The sequence below is a fragment of the Dongia soli genome, from assembly GCF_034044715.1.
In the GTDB taxonomy this organism is placed as follows: Bacteria; Pseudomonadota; Alphaproteobacteria; order Dongiales; family Dongiaceae; genus Dongia_B; species Dongia_B soli.
The window spans coordinates 438306-458118 of record NZ_JAXCLW010000001.1 but is presented as its reverse complement, the minus strand read 5'-3'; the positions used below and the strand labels follow the sequence as shown (position 1 = coordinate 458118).

The following is a 19813-nucleotide window of genomic DNA, read 5'->3' as shown; positions in this document are numbered from 1 at the left end:
ATTCCCGGGCAGGAAAAAGAGATGCCGGTCCGGCTCTTCACAGTCGCGGAAATCGATCGCAATCTGCCGCTTTGGCGGCACGCCTTCCCATCCCTAGCTCATGGGCTGGCGCAATCGGAGAAACTGCCGGCGGCGCTGCGCCAGACCGGCCTGGCGCTTTGGCGAAAGAGCCGGCTGAGCGAGGCTTTGTCACTGCTGACCGCGGCCGTTTCGCTGGAGCCGGACAACCCACTGATCTGGGGCGAGCTCGGGGGCGTCTTTCAGGCATCGGGCCGATCGGCGGAGGCTGAAGATTGTATCCGCGCCTCGTTGGATCTGGATCATGAGCAGCCCCAGGCGTGGTTGCTCCTGGCTACTCTCAGCAGCGAGACCCAGCGGCATGATCTGGCGGAAGAGGCCTTTCTGAAGGCCCTCTCGCTGGCGCCGCATCTCGTGGAAGCATCGTTGGGTCTTGGTATCTTATACTTCGGGCAACGTCGTTTCGATGAAGCTGCCGCGCAGCTGCGGGTTGCGGCGGTGACGGGCGACATGCCATCGGCGCAAGCGCTGCTGGGCCAGGCGCTTTTCCTGACGGGCGATTTCGCTGGCGCCGGGGCTGCGCTCGCGGAAGCAATGCGCCTCATGCCGGATCAACCGCTGCTCCGGCAAAAATTGGCAATGGCGCGGTTCCTGGAGGCTGTGGCGGATACCTCTGTGGATGAAGCGATGACCGTGTATGACGGTACCGCCGGTGCGGACGGAGAAATTCCCGCCGCCATTACCGAAAAAGCATTTCATCTGTTGAGCGGCTTTGGCCAGCATGAGGCCGCTATCCGCGTCGCGCAATTCCGCTTGGCGAACCAGCCAAACGATCCGATGCAGCGTTATCTTCTGGCCGCAGTCAAAGGCGAAAGGATGCCCCAGGCGCCAGCCGACTATCTGCGGGCTTATTTCGATCGCTTCGCCGGCAATTTCGACAAGCAGCTTGTCGAGGTCCTGGGCTACAACGTTCCGGCGGCCTTGCACGCACTGATCGCTCCGGCTAATCGCCGCTTTCGACACATACTCGATATCGGCTGTGGAACCGGATTGTCGGCACCACTTTTTGTGCCGCTCGGCGATCGGTTGACTGGCGTCGATATCTCGCCGGGTATGCTGGAAAGAGCAGCGGAACGTCGGCTTTATGACGATCTCGTCGAGGCGGATGTTGTCGCTTATCTCGCGGCGGCGCCAAATGTCTTCGATCTGATCCTGGCCGCGGATTTGCTGATATATATCGGCGATATCGAGGCGCTGATGGCGAGAGTAGCCTCAGCCTTGGAATCTGGCGGTCTTTTTGCTTTCAGTATCGAAACGACCGATGAGGAGGATTATCGCCTGCTGCCCTCCGGCCGTTTCGCGCACCATCCGATGTATATCGATCGTGTGGCCGCCGGCGATTTTGTTCCCTGTCATGTGCAGCCGACCAGCATTCGGCTCGAAGCCAATAGACCAGTACCCGGCATGCTGTTCGTGTTGCAGCGTCGTTGACGCTCGCCAGGGCGCGGCGGTGGCGGGCTCGGCGAGCCGCGATGGCGAAGCCGGAGCAGGGCAGCGCCTGCCGCGAAAACCCAAATGCTGGTGATGACAACCGCGGGGAGGATTGCTGCAAGACAGGAAGCCAAGCAACAGATCAGCGCGCTCAGGAAATGTAAAATGGCGAAGGCATAACCATGGGTCGGCAGGAGCGAAAAGCGATTGAAAGCGATGGCTGTGACCAGCACGACGATGCTGATGGCAAAGAGTGTGCTGGCGTCCTGGTTGCTGGGCATGACGAGCCTCCAGCTTTAGCCGGGTCGTCCCGACGGATACCACGAGGCAAGGTCGTCCTTGCATCTCCAATCATTCTCTCTCGATTGCGAGATGTCAAATGCCCGGTTCGCTCTGTCGCCGACGTTCAACGGGCTCGATTTCAATATCTGGCGATGATGGTATACAGTGTCCTGACGGAAACGACCGAAGGATTTTATTTTGGCCGGCGATATCAAGCCCCTCATGGACCTGCGCATACGTGAAACACCGAAGACTTTGCGCGAGCTCGCACTGGATCGCATGCGTTCGGCCATCATGGAAATGCGGTTTCAACCCGGTGAACGACTGACCGAGCGTGACCTTTGCGCGCAGCTCGGTGTCAGTCGTTCTGTCGTGCGGGAAGTGATCCGGCATTTGGAAACCGAAGGCCTCATTCAAAATGTACCTTTTCAGGGGCCGGTGATCGCCCGCCTGGACCCGGATCAAGTTGCGGAAATTTATGACATCCGGTCAATGCTGGAATCGGCGGCGGCCCGGGCCGCCGCCGAACGGGCCACGGAGGCGCAGAAGGAAGAGCTGCAAAAAGCGCTGTTGCAGATCGATGCAGCCTATGAGCGGGAGGATTTCCGTGGGGCGCTGAATGCGACGACGCATTTCTACGAGATCATGTTCGAAAGCGGCGGCAAGGCGGTGGGATGGGAGATGGTCCAGCGTCTCAACGGGCGGATCAGTCGCTTACGCGCCATGACCGTGTCCTCGCCGGGGCGGAAGGTGGCCGGTATGATGCAATTGCGTAAAATTTGCGAGGCTATCCGCAAGGGTGACAGCGAGGCGGCAGCCGACGCTTGCCGCGACCACCTGAGGAACGCCGCAGAAATCGCGCAGGCGGTGCTGCGGGCGCAGCAGGAGGCGGCTCAAGATTCTGCTGTTGACCCAGGCTGATCGCTCTCCTTCCGCCGGGCGTCACGGCATGATCGACTTCACGGCTTGCTCATGATCGGATTGCGGATAGCTCGGCATCCAGGACAGATGCCCTGCAGGGGGAGGGATATGTCATGCCGCAGTCGGATTCCGTGCTGGCAACGGCCTATCGGTATTTTCTGTTCGTGGCCGAGGCTGGTTCCGTTCGCGCCGCCGCGCGTAATCTCAATGTCGCGGCTTCGGCGGTCAGCCGCCAACTGCTTCTGCTCGAAGCGCAGCTCGGCATCGAATTGTTCGAACGGCATGGCCGCAGCTTGACGCTGTCTGCCGCAGGGACAGTGCTGCTCAAAACGCTGAAGGTTTTGCAGACCGGTCATGAGGAAGCACTGGCCGTGCTCAGCGGCTTCCAGGAACTGAAGCGCGGGCGGATTCGCCTGGCCACGGTGGAAAGTATCGCCGTCACGATTCTGCCGGATCTCGTAACGGCTTTCAACCGCACCTATCCAGGCATCCAGATATCGATCACCGTCGCTGGATCCGACGCCGTCATTGAACTTGTCCGCGATCACGATGCCGATCTGGGCTTTGCTTTCAATCCGACGCGGCTTGAAGGGCTTGCGGTCGATTTCGAACAGGGTTTCCCCCTGGGTGCAACCATGGCGCCCAGCCACCCGCTGGCCGACAAAGCCAAGCTGACGCTGTCCGACTGCCTACGATTCCCGGTCGCCTGGCCGGCCCATGGCCTCAGCTTGCGGGCAATCCTTGATGAGGCCTTGACGGGTGCGAAAGCGGCCCATCGACCGCCGGAAGCAGCCTTCGAATGCAACTCGCTGCGCCTTATGGCTTCGCTGGCGCGAAGCGGCGGCTGTATCGCCTTTCAGACGCGGATCGGAATCGAACAGGACATTCACGCCGGTAGCCTTCTGTTCCGTCCGCTGGCCGACCGGGGCCTGCCGCCCGACCGATTGATGCTGGTCCCCCGGCCGAGACTGGCGAAGGGGACAGCTGCCAGCGTTTTTGCCGGGCTTGCTAGGCAATATCTTCAGAAAATGAACCGGCGAGGCTCGCTGTCCTGAATATTCGCACACATTGTCATCAAGACTATTCTTTTTCGAACAGCGATCTCATGGTTAAATAGACCTGATCGAAGGGCCCAGGCCGATAAGGGCAGTCAAGACAGGACGAAGAAACCGAGCAACTGAATGTCCGGCTTGAAGGTCCGGACGGGAGGAAAAGTGAGCCGCCTGACGACGCATGTCCTCAACGTGGCGACCGGGAGGCCAGCCGAGGGTCTCTCGATCGAGCTATGGGTGTTGCGTGAGACGTTCGATCTTATCAAACGCGTGACGACCAATGCCGACGGTCGGGTCGATGAGGCCTTGCTCGATGGTGATGCTTTCAAGATGGGTGTCTACGAGCTGCGGTTCTTTGCGGGCGAATATCTGCGCAAAGCAGGGACCGCATTGGCCGACCCGGCGTTCCTGGACGTCATTCCGGTTCGTTTCGGCATCGCCGATCCGGAGCAGCATTATCACGTGCCGTTGCTGCTCTCACCCTATGGCTATTCCACCTATCGCGGCAGCTGAGCCATGACCCGCAATACGATTCGCTTCATCCGGCGTGGCAAAGTGGTCGAAGTAACAGCATTTCCGCCGAGCCGCACCTTGCTCGACTATCTCCGTCTGGACGAAAAATCCCGTGGTACAAAGGAGGGCTGCAACGAAGGCGATTGCGGCGCCTGCACCGTGGTCCTCGGACGCTTGCGTGGCGGCCGGGTGTTTTATGAGCCGGTCAATGCCTGCATCCAGCTTTTGGGGCAGATCGACGGTACGGAATTGATTTCCGTCGAGGACCTCGCCGCCGGCGGTAGTCTGCATCCTGTGCAGCAGGCGCTGGTGGATCATCATGGCTCGCAATGCGGTTTCTGCACGCCGGGAATCGCGATGTCCTTGTTCGCGCTCTACCATCATGGCGAGGCCGCCACGCGGCAGGATATCGTCGATCAACTGGCCGGCAATCTCTGCCGCTGCACCGGATATCGCCCAATCATCGATGCAGCACAGCAAGTTTGCGATGGGAAGGCCTCGGATCGTTGGAGCAAGGAAAGTGACGCGGTCCGGACTCGCTTGGCAGCGCTGCAGGACGATACCGATATTGTTATCGGCGATGCGGATAGCTTCTTCGCGGCACCGGCGAGCGGCGATTCAGTGGCGGCGATGGCGGCCCGGCATCCGGATGCGACGATCCTCGCCGGCGCGACGGATGTCGCTCTTTGGATCACCAAGCAGATGCGTATCCTGCCGAAGATCATTCATCTCGGACGCGTCGCCGCATTGCATCGTCTGGAGAATCATCCCGACCGGCTGTCGCTTGGCGCCGCCGTCACCTATGCCGAAGCGGAAGCCGCGCTTTCGGCAATTGATCCCGATATCGCCGAATTGTTGCGTCGCCTGGGGTCGAAACAGGTGCGTGTATCGGGTACAATTGGCGGCAACATAGCCAATGGCTCGCCGATCGGCGATATGCCGCCCATTCTCATTGCCCTCGGGGCCAGCCTGACGCTTCGATACGATGCGGCATGGCGCATGCTGCCGCTGGAGGATTTTTTTGTCGCCTATGGCAAGCAGGACCGCCAACCGGGCGAACTGGTTTGGCGGATTGATGTGCCGAAGCTCCAAGCAAACGAAGCCTTCCGCTGTTACAAGATTTCCAAACGCTTCGACCAGGACATTTCGGCTGTGATGGGAGCGTTCAAAATTGCAGTGGAAAACAACTGCATCGCCAATGCCCGGATCGCGTTCGGCGGCATGGCGGCAACGCCGAAACGGGCCCTGGCAACCGAGCGCGCTTTGGTTGGCCTGAAACTCACGGAACCCGATTCCTGGAGCGGCGCTATCGCTGCCCTCGGCACAGACTATCAGCCGATCGGCGACATGCGGGCTTCCGCGGATTATCGTCGCGCGGTTGCTCACGGCCTGTTGCAAAAGGCGCTGAGCGAAATTGCCGGGGAGCTGACCGAAAGGACGCGGGTCCTTGGGCAGCGCGAGAGACAAGTGGTGGCATGAGATGACAAGCCGGCCGAGTCCGCATCAGACCGCCAGGATAGAAACCGAGACCGTCGGCTTGTCCTTGGCGCATGACAGCGCAATGCTGCATGTTCAGGGCTCAGCTGTCTATATCGACGATATCCGGGAACCGGAGGGCACGTTGCATGTGGCGCCGGGCTATGCCCCGGATGCCGCTTGCGGGCGCATTCTGTCCTTGTCGCTCGATGCGGTCCGTGCCGTGCCGGGCGTGCTGGCGGTGCTCACCGCCCGTGATATTCCCGGCGTCAATGACTGCAGCCCGTCCATTGGCGATGACCCGGTCCTGGCCGACGATCGCATTGCCTTTCACGGCCAGGTCGTTTTCGCGGTCGTCGCGGAAACCCGCGAGGTTGCGCGTCAGGCGGCGCGTCTCGGCAAGGTCGAGATTGCGGCCGAAACGCCGGCGGTCACGGTAGAAGATGCCCTGGCACGGCGGACGATAGATGTGCTGCCGGACTATGCCTTCAAGCGCGGTAATGTCACGAAGGCGTTGCGCGCATCCCAGACGCGGATCGAGGACAGCTTCCATATCGGCGGACAGGAGCATTTCTATCTTGAAGGTCAGGCCGCTCTCGCGGTGCCGGATGAGCGCGGCGGCGTGACGGTCTATTCCTCGACTCAGCACCCCACGGAAGTGCAGCATTGTCTCGCGAAGATGCTGGCGGTGCCTGATGCGGCGGTCACCTGCGAGTGCCGCCGCATGGGCGGGGGATTTGGCGGCAAGGAAAGCCAAGCGGCGCAATGGGCGGCTTTGGCTGCGCTCGCCGCCCGGATAACCGGCCGGCCGGCCAAATGTCGTCTTGATCGCGATGACGATATGGTCATGACGGGCAAGCGCCATGACTTTCGTGTCGATTACGCAGCAGGTTGCGATGAAACCGGCCGTCTGGCGGCCGTTGACGTGACCTTTCTGTCGCGCTGCGGTTACTCCGCGGATCTGTCTCAAGGTGTGAACGACCGTACCATGTTCCACGCCGACAATGCTTATTTCTATCCGCAGCTTCATATTCAATCGCGGCGCCTGCGGACTAATACGGTTTCCAATACCGCTTTCCGTGGCTTCGGCGGTCCGCAGGGTATGCTGTTTGCAGAGCGGATGATGGAGGCAATCGCCGTTCGCCTGAACCTCGACCCGCTCGATGTGCGCAAGCGCAATCTCTATGAAACCGGCCGCGACGTCACGCCCTACGGTATGAAGGTAACGGATAATATTGCATTGGCGATGATTGAGGAGCTGGAGGCGTCATCGGACTACCGGCGTCGCCGTGACCAGATCGCGCGTTTCAATGCCGGCAGCCGCTTCATCAAGAAAGGCATCGCCCTGACGCCGGTGAAATTCGGGATTTCCTTCACCCTGACGCAGATGAACCAGGCCGGCGCCTTGGTGCATGTATATACCGATGGCTCGGTGCATCTCAATCACGGTGGCACCGAGATGGGGCAGGGACTTTATGTCAAGGTGGCGCAGGTCGTCGCCGAGGAATTCGGTATCGATATTGATATGGTGCGCATCACCGCCACCACCACCGGCAAGGTCCCCAATACCTCCCCTACGGCCGCCTCTTCCGGCTCCGATCTCAACGGCATGGCGGCGCGCAATGCCGGCATGGTGATCAAGAACAGGCTCATCGAATTCGCCGTCAAGGAATGGAAGGTGGCGAGATCGGCAATCCGCTTTGAGCGTGGTCAGGTGATCATCGGCAATCATGCGATTGCTTTCGGCGATCTGGCAAAGAAGGCGCATCAGGCGCGCATATCTTTGTCCTCCACCGGCTTCTATGCCACGCCCGACCTCGTCTGGGACCGGGATAAGGCCAAGGGCCGACCTTTCTATTATTTCGCCTATGGTGCCGCCTGTTCCGAAGTCACCATCGATACGCTGACCGGCGAGATGACGGTCGATCGAGTGGATATTCTTCATGATGTCGGCCGCTCGCTTAACCCAGCCATCGATATCGGCCAGATCGAAGGCGGTTTTATTCAGGGCATGGGCTGGCTGACCATGGAAGAACTTGTCTTTGACGACAGGGGGCGGCTGCGGACACATGCCCCATCGACCTACAAGATTCCCTGTGCCTCGGACGTCCCGGCCGATTTCCGCGTCAAGCTGTTCGAAAGCGCCGGCAATCCGGCAGACACGATCTATCGGTCCAAGGCCGTCGGTGAACCGCCCCTCATGCTGGCGATCTCCGTGTGGTGTGCGGTGCTGAATGCCGTGGGGAGCATTCGGCCGGGCAAGATGCCGCCGCTGGAAGCCCCGGCGACGCCCGAAGCGATCCTGACCGCAGTCAAGGCAATGCAGACATGATGCTCTGGTCGACTATCCTGCGGGCAATCGAGACTGAGGGCCGTTGTGCCCTGGTGTCGGTCGTGAAGGTCGACGGCTCGTCGCCGCGCGAGGTCGGTGCGCGGATGATTGTTCGGCAGGATGACATCGCAGGTACGATCGGCGGCGGATCACTGGAATGGCAGGCGATGATCGCGGCCCGTGAGCTGTTGCCGGCCGGAGCTGCACATCGCCAGACGACGCATGCCTTGGGGCCGGATCTCGGTCAATGTTGTGGTGGCCGGGTCGAGCTGGTGACGGAGGTCTTCGATGCCAGCTCTTTGTCAACCGTCCGGGAATTTGCCGAGCGGGAACGCAAGGGAACCTTTACCGCCACCGGCCGGATCGGGAATGCCGATTTCATCGAAACCTTCGGGCGAAAGGCGCGGCCTTTGTTGCTCTTCGGCGCCGGCCATGTCGGCCGCGCCCTCATTTCCGCCCTGGCGCCGCTGCCATTCGAAATCGCCTGGATCGATTCCCGGACCGATATCTTCCCGGCGGAGATGCCGTCAAATGTCATGCCGCTCCGGCGTGGCGATCCGGTTGGCGCGCTCGCCGGCGCAGAATTCGGCAGCTTCGTCCTGGTGATGACCCATAGCCATGCGCTGGATTTCGAGATCGTTGAATCCGCCTTGCGCGACCGCCGCTTCGCTTATATTGGCCTCATCGGCAGCGCCACCAAACGGGCTCGCTTCATTAGCCGCTTGCGCGCAGCGAAGGTGCCCGATGACCGGATCGATGCCTTGATCTGCCCGATTGGCCTGCCCGGTCTGCAATCCAAGGAACCTGCCGTGATCGCCGCCGCGACGGCAGCGCAATTGCTCCTCGCCGATGAAGCGCTGCATCCGGTCATGCCGCGCAGCAAGACGGCCGTGCTGCGCGATGCCTGCTGCGGCGGAGACGGATCACCCTTCTGTGCGCCCTGCGCCGAAAGCGCAAACGCAATGATCAGGCCGGCAACGAGGGGAGCCAAAGCCGTCCGATGAGCCCGTTTTTTGCCGACTGGCTGAACCTGCTGATCCGGTGGGGCCATCTGATTGCCGGCATCGCCTGGATCGGGACGTCCTTCTATTTCGTCGCCCTCGATTTTTCCCTGAAACGACGCCAGGCTTTGCCGCAAGGCGTGGCGGGCGAAGCCTGGGAAGTGCATGGTGGCGGCTTCTATCAGGTTCAGAAATACACGGTGGCGCCGGCGCAACTGCCCGATGACCTGATCTGGTTCAAGTGGGAAGCCTATCTCACCTGGGTTACCGGCTTTCTACTGCTAATCGTCCAGTATTATCTGAATGCGACCGCCTATCTGATCGATCCGGGGGTTTTGCCGCTGGCGCCTTGGCAGGCGGTTTTGATCTCGGTGGCCGGCCTTGCCGCCGGATGGATGGTCTATGATCTTCTCTGCCGGTCTCCTTTGGGACAGCGCACGGCGCTGTTGGCAGTTCTGGTTTTCTGCCTGATCCTGGCCGCAGCTTACGGCTTCACCCATGTCTTTTCCGGTCGCGGCGCCCTTATTCATGTCGGTGCTTTCATCGGCACGATGATGGCAGCCAATGTCTTCATGGTCATCATTCCGAATCAGCGCAAGATCGTCGCATCCCTGCTTAAAGGCGAAGCGCCGGATCCTCGCCTCGGCGCGATCGGCAAGCAGCGATCCCTGCATAACACCTATCTAACCTTGCCGGTCCTGCTGATGATGATCTCGAATCATTATCCGATGATTACCAATCATCCGCAGGCCTGGATCATTGTCGGCCTGATCGTGATCGGCGGGGGCGCGTTGCGGCATTTCCTCGTGCGCCATGAAGTCGGCGATCCGCTGCGCCAACTGGCCTGGACCTTTCCCATCATCTTCCTCGCACTCTTCGCCGCGTTGATTCTGACGGCGCCCCAGGTCAGGCGGATTGCAGCGCATATCTCCGATCAGGATGCCCTGTCGATTACGCAAACGCGTTGCATCATGTGTCATTCATCGAAGCCGACGCAGCAAGGTTTCGCCGAAGCGCCGAAGGGGGTGAAGCTGGAGACTGTGGCCGAGCTGAAACGTTACGCGCCCCTGATCGATTTGCAAGCCGTCAAAAGCACCGCCATGCCCTTGGGCAATATTAGCGGGATGACGGCCGAAGAACGCAGCAGGCTCGGTCAATGGATCGCACAGCAATAGCGGCCTTGCCATGAAAACAATCGCCGACATCAATCGCATGACAGTAGAGGAATTCGTCGCCGCTTTCGGGGATGTAGCGGAACATTGCCCGTGGGTGGCGCGCAGCGCCGCAGAGGCACGTCCATTTGCCTCGCGGGATGCCATGATCGCCGCCTTTGAAGCTGCGTTGCACAGCTCGGATGAGGCGTCTCAGCTCGCCTTGATTCGTGCTCATCCCGATCTCGCGACGCGTGCCGAACTGACCACGGATTCCAGTCGCGAGCAGGCAGGTGCCGGTCTGGACAGCCTGACGCCGGAGGAATTTTCCCGCTTCACTGACTGCAATAAGGCGCATTGGGAGAAATACGGATTTCCCTTCATCTTCGCCGTGAAGGGGGCAAGCAAGCACGACATTCTGGCGGCCTTCGAAGCACGAAACGGCAATACGACGAGGGAGGAACGCGCTGTCACCCTGGACCAGATCTGCCGCATCTTCCGCTTCCGGATCGAAGATCGGGTGACGCTGTGATGCATGTCATCCGGGGACAACTCGTTAATTTCACCGATTCGACCGGCCAATATTGGCATGAGGAGCGGGGCGCGCTCGTCGCAGGTTCGGATGGTCGCATCCTTTGGCTTGGCCCATTCGACCTGATGCCGCGCTCTTATGAAAGCGCGGCGGTAAGCGATTACGGTGAGTGCCTGATTTTGCCTGGCTTCATCGATGCACATGTTCATTTTCCCCAGTATCGCCTTCTGGCTGCGCCCGGAAAGGATCTGCTGGACTGGCTTCGCCGCTTCACTTTTCCGGAAGAGGCGCGTTACAGCGACCCGGCCTATGGCGCAGCGACTGCCAGCGTGTTCATCGATCGGTTGTTCCAGCACGGCACCACCGCGGCTTCGGCATATTGCTCGGTGCATAAGGTCTGCGCCGACGCCCTCTTCGCCGAAGCAGAGCGCCGTAACATGTCGCTCGTGACCGGCAAGACCTTGATGGATCGCTTGGCGCCGGACGAGCTTTGCGACAATGCCGAAAGCGACATGCGCGAGACGGTCGAACTCTATAAGCAATGGCATGGTCGCAGCCGTCTGCGTTATGCGGTGACGCCGCGCTTCGCAATTACCTCGAGCGAAGGTCAGCTTCAGCGATGCGGCGAGCTGATGGCGGATCTGCCGGACGCCTTGCTTCAGACTCATCTGTCAGAAAGTCCCGCTGAGCTTGCCGCAGTGCGGGCGCTCTTTCCCAACGATCTGGATTATACCGCTATCTATGACCGCTTCGGACTTGTCACCGATCGCAGCTTGTTTGCCCACGGCGTCCATTTGTCGGAGCGGGAATGCCAGCGGCTGCATGAAGCTGAAGCGAGCGTCATTCACTGTCCGACGTCCAACAACTTCCTCGGCTCCGGTCTGATGCGCTTTGCACAATTGCGGGAACAAGCGCGCCCCGTTGCCTATGGCATCGCGACGGATGTCGGTGGTGGCACCAGCTATTCCATGTTGCAGACACTGGGCGAGGCTTACAAGGTCCAGATGTTGTCCGGTTATCGGCCGACGGCAATAGAGCTCTTCCATCTGGCGACGCGCGGCAATGCAGAAAGGTTGAAACTCGGCCATGAGATCGGCGCCCTGGAGAGGGGGAAATGGGCTGACCTCGTGGTGCTCGACCTGCGTGCCACGCCGGTTCTGGCCGATCGCGCCGATCTATCTCAATCGCTTGAGGATATGCTCTTCGCGCTCGCTTTGCTCGGCGATGATCGTGCCGTGCGGGCGACCTATGTTGCAGGGAACAAGGTTCATGAACGTCTATCCGCGTGACCTCAAGGGCTATGGCCGTGTGACGCCAAATCCGAATTGGCCGGGCGAGGCTCATGCCGCGGTCCAGTTCGTGCTTAATTATGAAGAGGGTGGCGAAAACAACATCCTCCACGGCGATGCGGCATCGGAGGCTTTCCTGTCGGAAATCGTCGGCGCCCAGGCCTGGCCGGGCCAGCGTCACTGGAACATGGAATCGATTTATGAATATGGCGCCCGCGCCGGCTTTTGGCGGCTTTGGCGTCTCTTCACCTCGCGGCGCGTGCCGGTCACCGTCTATGGCGTTGCCAGCGCCTTGCAGCGCTCGCCTGAGCAAGTGGCGGCAATGAAGGAGGCGGATTGGGAAATCGCCTCGCACGGGCTCAAATGGATCGAACACAAGGACATGCCACCCGATGTCGAGCGCGAGCAGATCCGCGAGGCAATCCGCCTACATCACCAGGTAACGGGGGAGCGACCGCTCGGCTGGTACACCGGTCGCTGCTCGATGAATACGACGCGGCTGGTGATGGAAGAGGGAGGGTTTCTTTATTCATCGGATTCCTATGCCGACGATTTGCCCTACTGGATCGACAGCGCCACGGGCGGCAAGCATCTCATCATTCCCTATACGCTTGATGCCAATGATATGCGATTTGCCACCCCTCAAGGCTTCAATGCGGGCGATCAGTTCTATGCCTATCTCAAGGACAGCTTTGATTGCCTTTATCAAGAGGGCAGAGCCGGGGCGCCGAAGATGATGTCAGTGGGGCTCCATTGCCGCCTGATCGGGCGGCCGGGGCGGGTGCAAGCGCTGGCGCGGTTCATCGACTATGTGCAGGGACATGAGCACGTCTGGCTGCCGCGCCGCATCGACATCGCACGGCACTGGCATGCGCATTTCAAGCCCTGATCGGGCGGTTATGCCAGCCGGCCGAAAATCCGCAGCCGCGACACGCCGCCATCGGGATAGATGTTCAATTTGACATGGCTGACCGGCCCGAGACCGGCGATCGTTTCACCGCTGAACGCATGGATCTGATCCGCCTGCAGCTTCTGCCTGGCCAGTAATTCCGGCCAGAACATGGCTTCGGTCACGACGGATCTTTCGGTCGCCGAGGCGACGAGTGCCGCCTGCAGCGAACAGGCATCGGGATAATTGCCCTTGTAATGGCAGGTATCGACCTCGATCCGCTCGACGATGCCCGGCGCACCCAGCTTGATGATGATCCAATCATTGCCGGGCTCGCGGCGGCGACGGGTTTCCCAGCCGTCGCCCATATTGACGCCGCGTCCGCTCGTCAACAGCGTCCAGACCGAACCGTAATGGGCATCGTTATAGGCGATGATGCGGCCGCCATTATTGGCGAGCGACAATTCATGTGTCGTATTGCGATCCTTGCCTTCCCAGGCTGGCACCGGCTCGCCATAGACCCGCAGCCGGGCGACGCCGCCATCGGGATAGATGTTGAGCTTGAGATGTGTCCAAGCCCATTCATTGCTGATGGCATGGAAATGATGCGCTGAGGGGCCAAGCGACACCGGTGCGAGGATCGGTGTCCAGATGGTCTTGTCGTCTGGATCCTCGGCGCTGACGCAGGCATCGATCGATGCCGCCGGCGGATAATTGCCGGTGAAATGGCTGGTATCGATGTCGACCCCGCGAATGACGCCTTTGGTACCGAGCTTAACGATGCAATAGTCATGGCCGCCATTGCGTCGCCGCCGCGATTCCCAGCCGTCCATCCATTTGCCGTGATCGTCATATTTATCGGCCTGGAAGACGGCGGACGTGTCTTGCAGCATACGGGACTTATCGGCGAAGAAATCATCGGTGGCATAAAGCGTCGTCGCGCCCAGCCGTGCGGAGGCGAGATTGATGGCATTGATGGCAAAGGCCGGCAAATCGCTCGTCGTCGCTACCATGATCCAACCACCGTCATTTGACCTCATCGAGTGAAGGTAGCAGGGGCCGGTACTTTGTCAAATCGGTGCGGCGCTGCCGATGAGGCAAAGCGCTAAGGGTGTGCGTGACCTTGTGGCGGCGGAACGACTATGCTTTGTTCTTTGCGGAATGCCGCCCGACGGGCGTCTCAAACAAGGACTGTGGAGGATGGAATGGCGAACAAGGAAGAACTGGTGACGATCCCGGCGCGCAAGGGCAAGGCGGCGCGGGTGGCGAAGGGCGGGCGCGTCAAGGTGATCAATACCCATGGCAAACAGGTAATCGATACCTGGGCTTTTAACGCGGCCGATGTGCGAGAATTCATGTCGATGGAGCATAGCCGCGCGCATCTGCTGAAGGTGATCCCCGCCGTCGGCGATGCCATGTTGACCAATCATCGCCGTCCCATCCTGACCATCGTCGAAGATACGACGCCGGGCATCCACGATACGCTGATCGCGGCTTGCGACAGCCACCGCTACAAGATGCTGGGCGTGCATGGCTATCATGAGAGCTGCACGGAAAATCTCGCCTTGGCAATGCGGGAGATTGGCGTGGAAGCACCCGAGACGCCGAGCCCGCTCAATCTCTTTATGAATATCCCCGTGGCGGCTGATGGCTCCCTTTCCTTCCAGGCGCCCGTCAGCAGCGCCGGCCAGTATGTCACCCTGCGCGCCGAGATGGATCTCATCATTGTCTTCTCCGCCTGCCCGCAGGATATCATCCCGGTCAACGACATGATGCCGACCGAGGCGCATTTCGCTATCCTCTGAGGCCGACACGGCAAGTAAAAGGCCCGGCAGATTGCCGGGCCTTTTGTTGCATGTGCTGGAGAGTCCGGCCTGCGATATGCGGCGGCACAGATTGGTTCGCTGGGCTTGGAGGCGGCTACCCCGGCTCTTGTGCCGGCGATCTTGCGGCCGCCATGACGGTTCATCTCCGTCACTCCATTCCTTTTCATTTTCTTGCCTTTCGTGACCATTGCCTGCCGCTCGAGGGCTTGATATATCACCGGTATATATCAACATCGCAGGTGAAGGCGTTAATGAGAGAAGGAGGATTCGGAACCGCATGACTCGCTCGAAAGGCGTACCGCAAGCCAAGATGCGCGCAATAGCGGCTGAGGCCGATGACGAGGGCATGACCTATCGTCAGGCAAGCCAGGTCGATCGTGCCTATCAGCGGCTTGAAGAACTTATCGTCACCTTAGAAATCGCGCCGGGCAGCATTTTGACTGAACAGATGCTGACGCAAATGCTGAATATCGGCCGCACACCGATCCGCGAGGCCTTGCAGCGTCTCGCATTGGAAGGCTTGGTGGTGATCCTGCCCCGCCGCGGCATCCTGGTCTCCGCTATCGATATGCGGAGCCAGCTTGAACTGTTGCGGCTGCGGCGCGAGGTCGAGCGGTTGATGGCGCGATACGCCGCCTTGCGCTGCACGGCATCGGAACGCCAGCATTTCTATAAACTTGCCGAGCAGATGAAACAGGCGGCGCGCGATAATGACGACGTCGATTTCATGCGGCTCGATCAGGAGCTCAATCTGCTGGTTGCAAGGGCTTGCCGCAATGAATATGCGCAGAAGGCGATCCGGCTGATGTCAGGTCTCTCACGGCGCTTCTGGTATCAGCATTATAAACAAGCATTGGACCTGCCGCGTTGCGCCGGGCTGCACGCCGGCTTGGCAGAAGCCATAGCCGGCGGTGATGGCGACGCCGCCGCTGCCAAATCCGATGCCCTGGTCGACTACATCCAGGAATTCACCCGCGCCACATTGGAAGAAGATAACCCCTGACAAAGGGTCTCGGTTGCCAAGCAGCGGCGACATGGCAACAGGTCGTGTTGATATGGCCAATTGCTGGTCATGGAAGGGTGTGAGCCGGCGACACAGTAATTCTCGACCACGCCGACATTACAGGGACAAGGCGGTCGGTCCCTACCGGCAGCTATTGGCCCGCCTTCATCTCCAGTGGTTCTACCGCGCCAAGCAAGCTGCCATGCAGCGAGCCGTCCTTATTGCTCCAGATCACCGCCGATTTGTCGATCGAGACCTGATAACAGTTTTGCTTGCCGGCCAGCATCTTCGACCAGGTGACGCAGACATCGCCCTCTTTATCCAGCATCCAGGTGCCGTGATCAGTGACGCCATTGGCATCCTGGTAAGTCGCCATGCCGCCCGGCAGGAAATAGGTGTTGAAGCGGACGCCATCGGCGTTTGTGCCGCTCAGCGTGTTGCGTTGGACGACGTTGATGAAATTATAGCCGCGCAACGGTTCGGCTTGCGCCGTGGCCGGCAGGATCAATGCTGCTAGTCCAAGCATCAGGATAGTCTTCTTCATCGAAGTCTCCCTCCTCTGGCCATGGAGTGACGCATCCTTTGCATCAAAGCATGCATTGCCGGAATCCTCCACAGGTAAAAGTGTTATTGTGTGGAATTAAGTGCTCAGATATTGCCTTCGCAGATGCCGGCGGAAAAATGCGGGATTTAATGCCTGGTCAGAGGCGTCGCGGAGCATCTCAGCCATGGGCCGGCTGGCGCCTTCACTGTGAATATGCTGGGTCAACCAGGATCGCAGGCCGGTAAAATCACCGACGGCAATGGCCTGTTCCAGATCAGGTAAAGCGCGCGACGCCGCGTCGAAAAGCTGTGCCGCGATCATCGCGCCGACCGCATAACAGGGGAAGTAACCCCAATAGACCGTGTACCAATGGATGTCCTGCAGACACCCTTCGCCGTCATGGCGGACCTCCACGCCAAGCAGGTCCCTGATACCGTCATTCCAGGCGCCAGGGAGATCGGCAACGGTGAGCTGGCCATCGATCAGGGCGCGCTCCAGCCGGTAGCGCAGAATGACATGCAAGGGATAGGTAACTTCGTCCGCTTCGAAGCGACGCGCGGAAGGGTTGATCCTTGTCAGCAGGCGATGGATATTCGCCGGCTCGAAAGCTGCTTCGTGGCCGGGAAATGTCTGGTTTGCGAGCGGCGATAGATAGCGGCAGAAAGCCGGATGCCGATAAAGCTGATTCTCGATCAGCAGGGATTGGCTTTCATGCAGGCTCATGCCGCGCGACCGGCCGACCGGTTGCAAGCGCCAGGCATGAGGCAGGTTCTGCTCATACAGCGCATGGCCGGTCTCATGCAGAATTCCCGGCAGAGACGTCAGCAGGAAGTCGTCATCCTGATAGCCGGTCGTGATGCGCACATCCGACGGTGTTTCCGTGCTGAAAGGATGCAGGCTGGTATCAAGACGGCCGTGACGAAAATCGAAGCCGAGACCGGCCATGATCCGTTCGCCCAGCGCCTTTTGCCGGTCCCGATCGAACGGTCCCGCGGTCGTAATCGCCGGTGCTTGATGGGCCTGATGTTCTTTGACTTCGGCAATGAAGTCGGGGGCGAAAGCCGCGTAATCGTCGAACAGGTGGTCGATCTCGGCGATCCGCGCCCCAGGCTCCCATTGATCCATCAGCGCCTCGAAAGGCAGACAGCCGAATTCCTCCGCCTTGGCTTGAGCGGCAAGACGATTGAGATGCACGACCTCGGCGAATACCGGGCGCAGGTCCGTGAAGCTGCCGCTGACTTTCACCCGATGCCAAGCATCGGTGCAAGCCGAACTGGCTTTGGACAAGGCCGCCACCAAATCGGCGTCCAGCGCCGTTGCATGAATCTGTAGCCGGCGCATCTCCGCCAGATTGGCGTTTTCCCAGTTATCCAGTCCGGTCCGATCGGCTTCGGCCGCGGTCAGCAGGTCATCGATTTCCGGCGCAGCGAGGAGTCCGTGGCCGGCCAGTTCGAGCGCGGCGTTCTGCTCGCTGCGTGCCGAGGCTCCACCGGCCGGCATCATCACTTCGCTATCCCATTGCAGGAGAAAGGCCGCCTCCCGCAGGGCCGACCAACGGCGAAAACGGCCGGCTAGCCGGCGATAGGCAGTAACGGACATGGCGCCGAAATCATCTGACATTGCACAGTTGACTATCTATCGCGGTTATCCGAAGGGCTTGCAATCCTTCGACCTAACTATCTGCGCCAAAATGCAAATATCCCGGGTGGCGGCATAGCGATAGGAAAGCTAGCCATAACTCCATAACAGAGTAGCCATTACATTTTTTTCGCTTCCAATCGACGGACGAAGTCACCAATGTCCCGGACCATTGAAATTCGAGTGTCACACATGGCCAGTTTTTGGGTGTAATGCCTGACAGGCGGGCCGCTATCTGGGGGACTTTCATGAAGACTTTGAATTTGAAGCGACGCCATTTCCTGGCGGGCAGCGCTGCCACCATTGGTCTTGGCATGGTCGGTTTGCCGACCGCCTGGGCCGAAGGCAAGACGCTGAAAATCCGCAATTATGCGGATATCCAGAATCTCGATCCGGCCTTCAACACCGCGCAAGCCGATGCCGTTATCACGGACAGCCTGTTGCTGGGCCTCGTCCGCATGAAGACCGGCACGGAATGGGGCTGGGAGAAGGAAGCGGCTGAGGAAATCGAGCAGGTCGATCCGACCCATGTCCGCTTCAAGCTCAAGTCCGGCCTGAAATGGTCGAACGGCTATGGCACCCTGACTGCCGAAGATGTCAAATACAGCTTCGAACGGGTCGCCAATCCGAAAGTGCAGTCTCCCTATATCGACGACTGGGCGACGCTGGATCATGTGGAAGTGCATGATGAATTGAGCGGCACCATTGTGCTCAAGGAGCCCTTCGCTCCGCTCTGGACGACGACATTGCCGGGCTGGGCGGGCAAGATCGTCAGCAAGGCGGCGATGGAAAAGTTGCCCGACCAGAAATTCACCACAACCATGCCGGCCGTCTCCGGTCCCTATATGATCAAGGAATGGGTGCCGAAGCAGCGCCTTACGCTGGTCCGCAACCCTGACTATACCGGCGGCGAAACGGCCTATTACGATCAGATCGAGGTCTATCCGATCGAAGACGAAAAGGCGGCGGAAATCGCCTTCGAATCCCGCGATCTAGATTTTACCGATATCAGCCTCAGCTCGCTCAAGACCTATAAGGACAAGGGCATGCAGGATGCGACGATCACCGAGCATCCGGCTCTGTCCTATGTCTGGTTCGGCCAGAATCAGGAAAACCCGGCGCTGAAGGATCCGAAGATCCGTGAAGCCATCCAGAAGGCGATCGATGTCAATACGGTATTGGATGCCGCCTATTTCGGGGCCGCGACCCGGGCGACCGGCATCATCGCGCCCGGCCTGGTCGGCCATCGCGAAGCCAATCTGACCAATTTCGATCCCGATGCGGCGCGCGAAGAACTGAAGGCCGCGGGCGCCGAAGGCTTGAAGCTGAAGCTCTCCTTCCTGAACAAAGCGGAATGGGTTGCCGCGGCCCAGGTCATCCAGGCCAATCTCGCCGATGTCGGCGTCGACGTGACCCTGGAACCGTTGGATTCCGGTACTTTCTGGACCATCGGCGATGAGAAGTCCGGCAATTCCTGGAAGGATCTGCAATTGCTGCTCGGCCGCTTCTCGATGAATCCGGATCCGGCCTGGGCGACCGCCTGGTTCACCTGCAAGCAGGTCGGTGTCTGGGATTGGGAGCGTTTCTGCAGCAAGGAATACGACCAGTTGCATGAATCCGGCCTGCGCGAACTCGATCCTGCCAAGCGGGGCGAGATGTATGTGAAGATGCAGGACATCATGGAAAAGTCGGGCAGCTATCTGTTCCTGACTCATGAAGCGACTGCGGCGATCTATCGTAACTCCGTCGCCCCGGCGCTGAAGCCGGATGGCACAGCGGTCCTTTGGCGCTTCGGGGCTGCTGCCTAAGCGTCTATTATCGGCAGACCGGTAATGGCGGTAGGGTATCGGCCCTG

17 protein-coding genes are annotated in these 19813 nt (G+C 59.9%); 14 read left to right on the top strand and 3 right to left on the bottom strand.

Features of this window, described 5'->3' with window-relative positions; genetic code table 11:
• The first annotated feature begins 21 nt into the window (after positions 1–21).
• From SMD27_RS02050 to puuE, 11 genes are all read left to right on the top strand, one after another.
• Positions 22–1509: a tetratricopeptide repeat protein gene (locus tag SMD27_RS02050; protein ID WP_320506675.1), complete on the top strand. Its 1488-nt coding sequence runs from the start codon at positions 22–24 to the stop codon at positions 1507–1509.
• A 480-nt stretch (positions 1510–1989) separates the two neighbouring features.
• Positions 1990–2712: a GntR family transcriptional regulator gene (locus tag SMD27_RS02045; RefSeq protein WP_320506674.1), complete on the top strand. Its 723-nt coding sequence runs from the start codon at positions 1990–1992 to the stop codon at positions 2710–2712.
• Between the two features lie 113 nt (positions 2713–2825).
• The gene (locus SMD27_RS02040; protein WP_320506673.1) at positions 2826–3767 is read left to right on the top strand and encodes a LysR family transcriptional regulator; all 942 of its coding nucleotides are present in this window, start codon (positions 2826–2828) and stop codon (positions 3765–3767) included.
• Between the two features lie 159 nt (positions 3768–3926).
• Positions 3927–4277 (top strand): hydroxyisourate hydrolase, encoded by a 351-nt coding sequence (gene uraH / locus SMD27_RS02035; RefSeq protein ID WP_320506672.1) that lies wholly within the window; start codon positions 3927–3929, stop codon positions 4275–4277.
• A gap of 3 nt (positions 4278–4280) precedes the next feature.
• Positions 4281–5756: a xanthine dehydrogenase small subunit gene (gene xdhA / locus SMD27_RS02030; protein WP_320506671.1), complete on the top strand. Its 1476-nt coding sequence runs from the start codon at positions 4281–4283 to the stop codon at positions 5754–5756.
• Between the two features lies 1 nt (position 5757).
• Positions 5758–8085 carry a xanthine dehydrogenase molybdopterin binding subunit gene (xdhB, locus tag SMD27_RS02025; protein WP_320506670.1) on the top strand — a complete coding sequence of 776 codons (2328 nt, stop codon included), beginning with the start codon at positions 5758–5760 and terminating at the stop codon, positions 8083–8085.
• The gene (gene xdhC, locus SMD27_RS02020) at positions 8082–9089 is read left to right on the top strand and encodes a xanthine dehydrogenase accessory protein XdhC (protein WP_320506669.1); all 1008 of its coding nucleotides are present in this window, start codon (positions 8082–8084) and stop codon (positions 9087–9089) included. The genes xdhB and xdhC overlap by 4 nt, the downstream gene beginning before the upstream one ends.
• Positions 9086–10261, top strand: a complete 1176-nt coding sequence (locus SMD27_RS02015; protein WP_320506668.1) for a urate hydroxylase PuuD — start codon at positions 9086–9088, stop codon at positions 10259–10261. The genes xdhC and SMD27_RS02015 overlap by 4 nt, the downstream gene beginning before the upstream one ends.
• Before the next feature lie 10 nt (positions 10262–10271).
• Entirely contained in the window at positions 10272–10769 is a 498-nt protein-coding gene (gene uraD, locus SMD27_RS02010; RefSeq protein WP_320506667.1) for a 2-oxo-4-hydroxy-4-carboxy-5-ureidoimidazoline decarboxylase, read from the top strand.
• Positions 10769–12058, top strand: a complete 1290-nt coding sequence (gene guaD / locus SMD27_RS02005) for a guanine deaminase (RefSeq protein ID WP_320506666.1) — start codon at positions 10769–10771, stop codon at positions 12056–12058. The genes uraD and guaD overlap by 1 nt, the downstream gene beginning before the upstream one ends.
• The gene (gene puuE / locus SMD27_RS02000) at positions 12039–12947 is read left to right on the top strand and encodes an allantoinase PuuE (protein WP_320506665.1); all 909 of its coding nucleotides are present in this window, start codon (positions 12039–12041) and stop codon (positions 12945–12947) included. The genes guaD and puuE overlap by 20 nt, the downstream gene beginning before the upstream one ends.
• An 8-nt stretch (positions 12948–12955) precedes the next feature.
• On the opposite strand, the gene alc is transcribed toward puuE, so the two are convergent.
• Positions 12956–13960 (bottom strand): allantoicase, encoded by a 1005-nt coding sequence (gene alc / locus SMD27_RS01995; RefSeq protein WP_320506664.1) that lies wholly within the window; start codon positions 13958–13960, stop codon positions 12956–12958.
• 192 nt (positions 13961–14152) lie between these two features.
• Between alc and SMD27_RS01990 the strand changes: the two genes are divergently transcribed.
• Both SMD27_RS01990 and SMD27_RS01985 read left to right on the top strand, forming a co-directional pair.
• Complete coding sequence (locus SMD27_RS01990) at positions 14153–14752, top strand: urea carboxylase-associated family protein (protein WP_320506663.1); 600 nt, start codon at positions 14153–14155, stop codon at positions 14750–14752.
• A gap of 298 nt (positions 14753–15050) precedes the next feature.
• Complete coding sequence (locus SMD27_RS01985) at positions 15051–15776, top strand: GntR family transcriptional regulator (RefSeq protein ID WP_320506662.1); 726 nt, start codon at positions 15051–15053, stop codon at positions 15774–15776.
• A 151-nt stretch (positions 15777–15927) separates the two neighbouring features.
• Here SMD27_RS01985 and SMD27_RS01980 read toward each other — a convergent pair whose 3' ends face one another.
• Complete coding sequence (locus tag SMD27_RS01980; RefSeq protein WP_320506661.1) at positions 15928–16320, bottom strand: hypothetical protein; 393 nt, start codon at positions 16318–16320, stop codon at positions 15928–15930.
• Positions 16321–16416: 96 nt separating this feature from the next.
• Complete coding sequence (locus tag SMD27_RS01975) at positions 16417–17940, bottom strand: carboxypeptidase M32 (protein WP_320506660.1); 1524 nt, start codon at positions 17938–17940, stop codon at positions 16417–16419.
• Between the two features lie 266 nt (positions 17941–18206).
• Between SMD27_RS01975 and SMD27_RS01970 the strand changes: the two genes are divergently transcribed.
• Complete coding sequence (locus tag SMD27_RS01970; protein WP_320506659.1) at positions 18207–19766, top strand: ABC transporter substrate-binding protein; 1560 nt, start codon at positions 18207–18209, stop codon at positions 19764–19766.
• The last annotated feature ends 47 nt before the right edge of the window (positions 19767–19813 follow it).

Excerpts from the sequence above, each read along its gene's own strand:
- SMD27_RS02050 (WP_320506675.1), top strand. The coding sequence starts at position 22 with ATGCCGGTCCGGCTCTTCACAGTCGCGGAAATCGATCGCAATCTGCCG.
- SMD27_RS02040 (WP_320506673.1), top strand. The coding sequence starts at position 2,826 with ATGCCGCAGTCGGATTCCGTGCTGGCAACGGCCTATCGGTATTTTCTG.
- xdhA (WP_320506671.1), top strand. The coding sequence starts at position 4,281 with ATGACCCGCAATACGATTCGCTTCATCCGGCGTGGCAAAGTGGTCGAA.
- xdhB (WP_320506670.1), top strand. The coding sequence starts at position 5,758 with ATGACAAGCCGGCCGAGTCCGCATCAGACCGCCAGGATAGAAACCGAG.
- xdhC (WP_320506669.1), top strand. The coding sequence starts at position 8,082 with ATGATGCTCTGGTCGACTATCCTGCGGGCAATCGAGACTGAGGGCCGT.
- SMD27_RS02015 (WP_320506668.1), top strand. The coding sequence starts at position 9,086 with ATGAGCCCGTTTTTTGCCGACTGGCTGAACCTGCTGATCCGGTGGGGC.
- uraD (WP_320506667.1), top strand. The coding sequence starts at position 10,272 with ATGAAAACAATCGCCGACATCAATCGCATGACAGTAGAGGAATTCGTC.
- guaD (WP_320506666.1), top strand. The coding sequence starts at position 10,769 with ATGCATGTCATCCGGGGACAACTCGTTAATTTCACCGATTCGACCGGC.
- puuE (WP_320506665.1), top strand. The coding sequence starts at position 12,039 with ATGAACGTCTATCCGCGTGACCTCAAGGGCTATGGCCGTGTGACGCCA.
- alc (WP_320506664.1), bottom strand. The coding sequence starts at position 13,960 with ATGGTAGCGACGACGAGCGATTTGCCGGCCTTTGCCATCAATGCCATC.
- SMD27_RS01990 (WP_320506663.1), top strand. The coding sequence starts at position 14,153 with ATGGCGAACAAGGAAGAACTGGTGACGATCCCGGCGCGCAAGGGCAAG.
- SMD27_RS01985 (WP_320506662.1), top strand. The coding sequence starts at position 15,051 with ATGACTCGCTCGAAAGGCGTACCGCAAGCCAAGATGCGCGCAATAGCG.
- SMD27_RS01980 (WP_320506661.1), bottom strand. The coding sequence starts at position 16,320 with ATGAAGAAGACTATCCTGATGCTTGGACTAGCAGCATTGATCCTGCCG.
- SMD27_RS01975 (WP_320506660.1), bottom strand. The coding sequence starts at position 17,940 with ATGTCAGATGATTTCGGCGCCATGTCCGTTACTGCCTATCGCCGGCTA.
- SMD27_RS01970 (WP_320506659.1), top strand. The coding sequence starts at position 18,207 with ATGAAGACTTTGAATTTGAAGCGACGCCATTTCCTGGCGGGCAGCGCT.